The organism is Mycoplasma simbae ATCC 49888 (assembly GCF_000702705.1).
Classification (GTDB): domain Bacteria; phylum Bacillota_I; class Bacilli_A; order Mycoplasmatales; family Metamycoplasmataceae; genus Mycoplasmopsis; species Mycoplasmopsis simbae.
This window is the reverse complement of the sequence record NZ_JNJG01000011.1, coordinates 37,656-45,964: the sequence shown is the minus strand read 5'-3', so window position 1 is coordinate 45,964 and position 8,309 is coordinate 37,656. Positions and strand designations below refer to the sequence as shown.

Annotated in this window: 6 protein-coding genes and 1 rRNA gene; 6 read left to right on the top strand and 1 reads right to left on the bottom strand. The window is 33.1% G+C overall.

Annotation, left to right across the window (positions count from 1 at the left end; translation table 4 throughout):
- From T329_RS0103470 to T329_RS0103450, 5 genes are all read left to right on the top strand, one after another.
- A 23S ribosomal RNA gene (locus tag T329_RS0103470) occupies positions 1–1,629 on the top strand; the annotation flags it as partial.
- Between the two features lie 215 nt (positions 1,630–1,844).
- Positions 1,845–2,201, top strand: coding sequence for a hypothetical protein (locus T329_RS0103465; RefSeq protein WP_029609037.1), 357 nt, complete (start codon positions 1,845–1,847; stop codon positions 2,199–2,201).
- Complete coding sequence (locus T329_RS0103460) at positions 2,201–2,539, top strand: hypothetical protein (RefSeq protein WP_029609036.1); 339 nt, start codon at positions 2,201–2,203, stop codon at positions 2,537–2,539. Before T329_RS0103465 ends, T329_RS0103460 begins: the two co-directional genes overlap by 1 nt.
- A gap of 15 nt (positions 2,540–2,554) precedes the next feature.
- The gene (locus T329_RS0103455) at positions 2,555–4,174 is read left to right on the top strand and encodes a hypothetical protein (RefSeq protein ID WP_029609035.1); all 1,620 of its coding nucleotides are present in this window, start codon (positions 2,555–2,557) and stop codon (positions 4,172–4,174) included.
- A gap of 99 nt (positions 4,175–4,273) precedes the next feature.
- Entirely contained in the window at positions 4,274–6,046 is a 1,773-nt protein-coding gene (locus T329_RS0103450) for a DUF262 domain-containing protein (RefSeq protein WP_029609034.1), read from the top strand.
- 96 nt (positions 6,047–6,142) lie between these two features.
- Here T329_RS0103450 and T329_RS0103445 read toward each other — a convergent pair whose 3' ends face one another.
- Positions 6,143–6,961: an HAD family hydrolase gene (locus tag T329_RS0103445; protein ID WP_029609033.1), complete on the bottom strand. Its 819-nt coding sequence runs from the start codon at positions 6,959–6,961 to the stop codon at positions 6,143–6,145.
- A 294-nt stretch (positions 6,962–7,255) separates the two neighbouring features.
- Between T329_RS0103445 and nrdF the strand changes: the two genes are divergently transcribed.
- Positions 7,256–8,308, top strand: a complete 1,053-nt coding sequence (gene nrdF, locus T329_RS0103440) for a class 1b ribonucleoside-diphosphate reductase subunit beta (RefSeq protein WP_084273879.1) — start codon at positions 7,256–7,258, stop codon at positions 8,306–8,308.
- Position 8,309 lies beyond the last annotated feature (1 nt).

The window sequence follows — 8,309 nt, the reverse complement described above, 5'->3', positions numbered from 1 at the left end:
GTGAGGACTGGTGGAGCGCTAAGAAGTGAGAATGCCGGTATGAGTAACGATTCGTGGTGAGAATCCACGACGCCTATTGGGGAAGGTTTCCTGGGCAAGGTTCGTCCACCCAGGGTTAGTCAGGACCTAAGGCGAGGCGGATACGCGTAGTCGATGGACAACAGGTTAATATTCCTGTACTTTCTATAATAGTGATGGAGTGACGGAGAAGGATAGGCTTACCTCTTACTGGATTGAGGGGCAAGTAGCAACTGGAAATTGTAGGCAAATCCGCAATTTGTAACCGGGAGCTGTGACGCATAGGCGCAAGCTGAATTAGTTGATTTCATACTTCCAAGAAAAGCTTCTAAACTTAATATTATGGAAACCTGTACCGAGAACGGACACACGTCCCCAAGATGAGTATTCTAAGGCGAGCGAGAAAACTAGTGTTAAGGAACTCTGCAAAATGACCCCGTAAGTTCGCAAGAAGGGGTGCTCACGCAAGTGAGCCACAGAAAATTATGAGGGGCAACTGTTTATCAAAAACACAGCTCTCTGCTAAACCGCAAGGTGATGTATAGGGGGTGAAGCCTGCCCAGTGCCCGAAGGTTAAGTGGATGCGTTAGCTTTATGCGAAGCGTTGAAATGAAGCCCGGGTGAACGGCGGCCGTAACTATAACGGTCCTAAGGTAGCGAAATTCCTTGTCGGCTAAATACTGACCTGCACGAAAGGCGCAATGATCTCTCAACTGTCTCAACACTAGACTCGGTGAAATTATGGTCCCAGTGAAAACGCTGGGTACCCGCATCAAGACGAAAAGACCCCATGGAGCTTTACTACAACTTCGTATTGAAATTTGGTCTAACATGTGTAGGATAGGTGGGAGACTTTGAAGCTAAGACGCCAGTCTTAGTGGAGTCAACCTTGAAATACCACCCTTGTTATATTGAGTTTCTAACCTGCCATCATCATCGGGTGGGGGGACAGTGCGTGGTGGGTAGTTTGACTGGGGCGGTCGCCTCCTAAAGAGTAACGGAGGCGTTCAAAGGTACACTCAATACGGTCAGAAACCGTATGCAGAGCGCAAAGGTAGAAGTGTGCTTGACTGTGAGACTTACAAGTCGAGCAGGTGCGAAAGCAGGACTTAGTGATCCGGCTGTACATTGTGCAATGGCAGTCGCTCAACGGATAAAAGTTACCCTGGGGATAACAGGCTTATCTTGCCCAAGAGATCACATCGACGGCAAGGTTTGGCACCTCGATGTCGGCTCATCGCATCCTGGAGCTGGAGTCGGTTCCAAGGGTTGGGCTGTTCGCCCATTAAAGCGGTACGCGAGCTGGGTTCAGAACGTCGTGAGACAGTTCGGTCCCTATCTGATGTGGGCGTTGGAATATTGATGAGAGCCGTTTTTAGTACGAGAGGACCGAAACGGACGTACCACTGGTGTTCCAGTTGTTCCGCCAGGAGCATAGCTGGGTAGCTAAGTACGGAAAGGATAACCGCTGAAAGCATCTAAGTGGGAAGCCTCCTCAAAGATTAGTATTCCCTTGAGATTCCTTATAGACTATGAGGTCGATAGGCTGGATGTGTAAGCATGGCGACATGTTGAGCTGACCAGTACTAATAAATCGATAGGTTTAAAAGTAATGTGTATTTATGACATTTCAATGAATTTTAAAACAACTATTCAGTTTTCAAAGAGCACGCTGCTTAAGGCAGTTTTTTTTATTATTTTACACAGCATTTGCACGTTTGAACGGGCACAAATGCTGTTTTTTTATACCTTAAGGTTGAATTCGCTTCTGATATATATATATATATATAATTAAGGTATTAAACAATAAAGGAAACAAATAAATTATGTGAGATAAAATATCGGAAAAATGCAAAAACGATGCACAAAAGTTGGAAAATTTAGTCAATAAAAAAATTGATTCAATCGAAAGAGAAATAGAAATCATCGACCGTGAATTTAATAAAACAATCAATGAATTAAAAAAATCAATTGAAAAAATCCTTGATCAAGAGAAAAAGAATATAGATATCCAGATGACAAAATTCACTAATACCTATTTTAGTTACATAGATAAAATAAAAAGCTTGATAAATAAACAAAATGAGTGAGTGAATACTTACTTAGCAAAATATATGGATAAGCAAACGTCACAATTTGATCAAAGATTGACGAAAATGATAATTTTTGAGGGGGAATTGTAATGTACGAACTAAACAGCCAAGAGATTGACCAACTTAAAAGAACGCTTAGTAAATATGAAAAAGAATACGACAGCGTTAATTATAATTACACTCGTTTTGATAAAGATATTAATTTAAAAAATGCTAGTGCGAGCGTACGTAATATGCAAAAATTATCACAATCAGTTCAACAAGAGTGTCAACTGCAAGCAAATGATTTAAGTAAAGAAATGAACATAGCTTTCAATTCTGAATTTATGGTCACTTTGGAAAATCATTTGAAAACCATCACTAAAAAATTAGAACAAAATAATGAAAATCTGCAAGCTAATTTAAATACATTAGACATAATAGTATAAAAATGGAGAAAAAATATGTACTATAAATCCACTATTGAAGGCGCAATAAGAAGACTTGAAAAGTCTAATTCCAAATTAACAAGTAAAAAAAATGCTTTTTTAAAAACAATAGCTGATATATCGACCAGCGATTTATCTAGGTATAGCTATGATTTTAATAAAAAAATCAACTCAATAAAAAACAATGCTAAAGACAAAGTAAAAAAAGACCTAAATTTATTTATTGATGAGAGTCTAGCCCTTGTTAATCAAGCGTATCAAAAAAATAATGATAAAATAATCGCCGCCTCAAATGAAATTTCTTATTTAAATAAAACATTATCTAACCTCAACAAAATGAATGAGCTATTTAAAGATCAAAAATATTTTAAGCTCATCGCACTTAACAAAGACATAACTTATCCCCACGATGCCTTTATATATTCAAACTTGTTAGCCTTAGAATCATACGAAAAAATTTGCACCTCTTTTTTAGATAATTTTAATGTGGATTTATATAAAACCTACTTAGATTATTACGAATTGTGCAAAAACATAAATGCAAAAAACCATATCACGAATGCTCGTTTATATTTGTTTCATGTCACTCACACGTTAGTAAAAAATAATGCAGATGTGAATAAGCTTGAATTATATATAAAGCTTAAAACTGCACTTATTTGTTTTTATGTATTGGATGAAGATGACAAAAATAATCTTCATGATAAATACCAGGATATTTACGCTCTTGCATGTAAACTATTTAACTCAATTATGGGTGAATATATTGACAATTTTGAATACATTAAAGCTAAAGAACTATATCAAGACTCAAACTTATTTAATGAATCTGATATTGAAATTAAGTATTTTAAAAACGAAGGCTTTACTGATCTAAACGTATTCAACTATTTGAGAGAGCAAGGACATAAAGCAAACCAACAAAATATTACTCAAGCCATATATGATAGCGCTAGCTTATTAAAAACAGAACATGTACAAGATTATTTTAACTATGTTTTTGCAACATATGATAGATGGGGAATAGGGCTTGTTTACTATATTTTATCTGATTTTATAAACATGCACCAAGCAACTAAATATATTTATGAATCATTAAAATATTGCTCTAAAAAAGTTGCTAATATAGCTGAACTAGCAATTGATGCTTATCGTATATATTGCATATTTCTAGGTTATAACAAAGATAAAATCAGCCTTGACGAATTTGTACATAACATAAAACATATTGCTGCTTTATCAGACTTTACAAATCATCTGCATATAGGCAACGATATAAGCGAAGAATTGCGCAGAGATGTTTCAATTTTAGATCAAATCATATGTGGCATGCTAGCTGAAAATGCAAAAGTTTGCCAGCAATACAACAAAGAATTGATTAATGACATTAACCAAGCTTTTTCGGCTTCATATGCTCGCTTAAAACATAAAAAAAATAAAAATCTGGTCAAATTTGACCCTAAAATAAGCAAAAACACCCACACGAGTGTAATATGCCAACTCGTTACCTTTGCTGTTTACACAAAACAAAAAAGAAAAAAACGGATTAAAGCTTGAGTGTTAACTTTATTCATATTGTCAATTATAGCTACACCTACTCTTTTAACTCTTAAGTATGCATACAACATAATCTAGCTTAGGTTTTATTTGCTTACATGCATTGCTTAAAATAAGCAACATTTTAGTATGATTTAAAATAATTATATTGACTCAGCTCCTAAAAAGGATTTAGATATGAAAAACAATTTTAATTCAATTACAATCAAACACGCAATTGATAAAATCAAAAGTAATGAATTTGTGTTACCAGCCTTGCAACGTAAATTCACTTGAAAACACACGCAAATTGAAAACTTATTTGATAGTTTAATGCGTGGTTATCCTATCAATTCATTTTTATTTTGAGAAGTTAATAAGCCAAATGATAAAACAGAATATAAATACTACAAGTTTTTATCTGAATTTAAAGAGCGTTTTGGCGAGGAAAACAAAGATGCTCAAATTAATGCTTCTGACAATGATTTTATAGCAGTTATTGATGGTCAACAACGCTTAAATGGTTTATATATCGGCCTAAAAGGCTCATATGCATACAAGTTACGCCACAAAACTTGAAAAGATAGTGATGATAATATTCCAGTGCGCAAATTATATTTAAATATATCTAAAATCAATAACACTGACGCCCAAAGTCAAAATAAATATGAATTTAAATTCTTGTCTAAATCTGATTTGGGATCAAAATATTTAAATGATGCAAGCAATTTTTGATTCGAGGTTGGCAAGATTTTAAACATTACAAGCAAAAGTCAAATTGATGAATATATCCAACAAAATATTGAATTGTTAAATTCATCAATCGCAATAGCAACACAAATACTTAATCAACTTTGAGAAATTGTTTACGAGCAAAATACAATTAATTACTTCTTAGTTAATAATGATAGCTTCGACACAGTTCTAGACATGTTTATACGAACTAACAGCGGTGGCACCCCACTTTCTTTTTCTGATTTGTTAATGGCTGTGCTTACTGACAAATGAGATATTGATTTAAGAGAAAATATTAGCGATTTAATCAGTGAAGTCGCTAAAAACACAGGTTTTATTATCAACAACGACTTTATATTGAAAACATTCTTGGTGGTAGGTGATGCCAACGTTTCTTACAAAATCAAAAATTTTAATAAAGATGAAACAATCGCTATTTTCCGTGATAATTGAAGCAAAATTCGTGATAGCATTGTCAACGCCTTTGATTTATTCAAAGATTTAGGTTTTGATGAAAAAATGTTTAGATCTAAAAATGCAGCTATACCTGTTATTTATTATATTTATCATAATGATTTAAACAATTTGTTAACTGATCCTAAATATAAAGATTATGCCAATAAAAATAATATCCGCAAATGATTAATTCTTTCCTTCATCAAAGGTATATTTGGAGCTCACAGCGACTCTGTTTTAACTAAAATTCGTAAAGTATTGCAGGATAATAAATCTAAATCATTCCCATATGTAACTATCATTGATAGCTTTAAAGAAAGCAACAAAAATTATGATCTAAATGACGAGATCATAAACAAATTAATACTATCTAAATATGATTCAGCTGATGCTAAGTGCATTTTAAATTTACTATATTCAAATCTAAGTTATAAAGCCGAAGAATTACATGTAGACCATATGTATCCAAAAAACATTTTTATTAACAAAGATGAATTTGCTGAGGCCTTTGCAGCAGCTACTGAAGAAGTAAAAGATTTTGCTCGTGATGATAAAAACTGAAACACAGTAGCTAATTTACAATTACTAAATAACCGTGTAAACAATCAAAAAAAGGATTTAGATTTAGCCACATGAGTCAAAAATAATAATATAACCAAAGATGAATTGTTTATTGATGAACAAACAGGTTTAGAGCCTAAAGATTTCAAAACATTTATTGAAAATCGTAGAGAAAATATCAAAAAGTTCATTAAACAAATACTTAAATTTGAATCTTAAAGATTAATAAATTACACAGCTTTATAAGCTGGATTTATCAAACTCAATAGAATATCATAAACAAAAACACAATAATTTTGCTCAATTATTGTGTTTTTAAATTAATGATTCAATTGTGGTTGCAATAGCATTAGTGGTATTATCGCCAATAATAATATCTGCCGCTTCTCTAGCTTCCGCAGTGGCATTACCCATAGCTACACCCACACCGGCATGGCTAAGCATTTCTATATCATTGCCTGAATCACCAAAAGTGTATACATTTTTGTGTTCAATATTTAAGGCTTTAGCTACAAATTCTACTCCGCTTCATTTATTAACATTTTTGGCATTAACATCAATATAAATTTGATTAGTATACTTTACCTCATATTCATCGCCAATTAGACTGTTTAAGCGATTATACTCGCTTCAAATAATGTCTTTAGGGCCTCTCAAAGCTAGTTGAACTATTTGCTCTTGATTAGCGAATTTAAAGGCTTTAAATTCGCTTTCATCGCAAACTTTAAATTTAGATATGTCCATTGAATTTTGAAGCTTTAACCACTCTGGTAAACGATTAATATCTAAATAACTTTTTGAATCTAGCGGTGTATCAATACGTATAATAAAATGATTTTGCTCAGCTGAAGCTCAAAGAATATCAAATACTGCGTGATTAACTTTGCCAATAATATGAATTTGTTTGCTTGCAACATCATAAATTACTGAGCCATTAGATGCTACTATGTATGTAAATAAATCAATATTATCGCCCAAGGCCAAAATAGTATTTGAAAGTGAGCGTCCTGTAGAAATTATATTATGATGCCCATTTTGCTTCGCGTTAAGCAAAGCTAAAGGAGTTTGCTCATGCATTAAATTAGCTTTGACAAACAAAGTTCCATCCAAATCAAAAGCAAAAAGTTTATGCATATTACCTCCTAGCAATCTGTTATATCATTTTAGCAAATTTATAGCTAAATAAAGGCTATTTTAACGTTAATATTCTCTGATTTACCATTTAAATCTAAAAAATGAACTAACTTACTTTGCTTGCCAAAATTAGTTTGAAATATTTAATTATATCCCAGCAAATTTAATTACCCACACAGTATTGAAGATAAAATTCTAAAGTAAATATTAGGTTCACAAATTATCGTTTTCTTGTTTTTGCATCATTTTTTTATCCATATAATAAAGTTATAAATTTTTAAGAAGGGGATAATTATGAACGATAAAAAACTAACTAGAAAAAATGAATACTATTACAACTCTGTTTCGCCTATTGAATATTACCAAAATGGTTTTAAAGGCAGATTGCGTAGCGTAAATTGAAACTGAATTAATGATGACAAAGACTTAGAAGTGTGAAATAGGGTCACACAGAATTTTTGATTACCTGAAAAAATTCCTGTATCAAACGATTTAAAATCGTGAAACACTTTGGATGCAAAATGACAGCAACTAATTACTCGTACTTTTACGGGTCTAACTTTACTTGACACTGTGCAAGCAACAGTGTCAGATGTTGCTCAAATTCCCCATTCTATTACGGATCATGAACAAGTAATTTATGCTAACTTTGCTTTTATGGTCGGCGTGCACGCTCGAAGCTACGGCACAATTTTTAGCACCCTTTGCTCTAGCGAACAAATTGAAGAAGCACATGAATGAGTGGTTAATAATGATGCATTGCAAGAGCGTGCTAAAGCACTTATTCCTTATTATGTTGGCGATGATCCACTAAAATCTAAGGTTGCATCCGCTTTAATGCCTGGGTTTTTATTGTACGGGGGATTTTATTTACCTTTCTATTTAGCTGCACGTTCAAAATTACCTAACACTAGCGACATCATTAGACTAATTTTAAGAGATAAAGTCATTCACAATTACTATAGTGGTTATAAATATCAACGTAAAGTTGAAAAATATAGTGCCCAAAAACAACAAGAAATGAAAGAGTTTGTGTTTGAATTGACCTATAAATTAATTGAACTAGAGAAAAAATTCTTATATGAACTTTATGAAGGCTTCCATTTAAGTGATGGTGAAAATTTAGCTGAAGATGCAATTAAATTTAGCTTATATAATGCTGGTAAATTTTTACAAAATTTAGGTTATGATTCACCCTTTAGCGAAGAAGAAACCAGAATTAAACCAGAAGTATTTGCTCAATTATCCGCTCGGGCTGACGAAAATCACGACTTTTTCTCAGGAAACGGCAGCAGCTATGTGATGGGTGTAAGTGAAGAAACTGAAGATGAGGACTGAGACTTTTAAT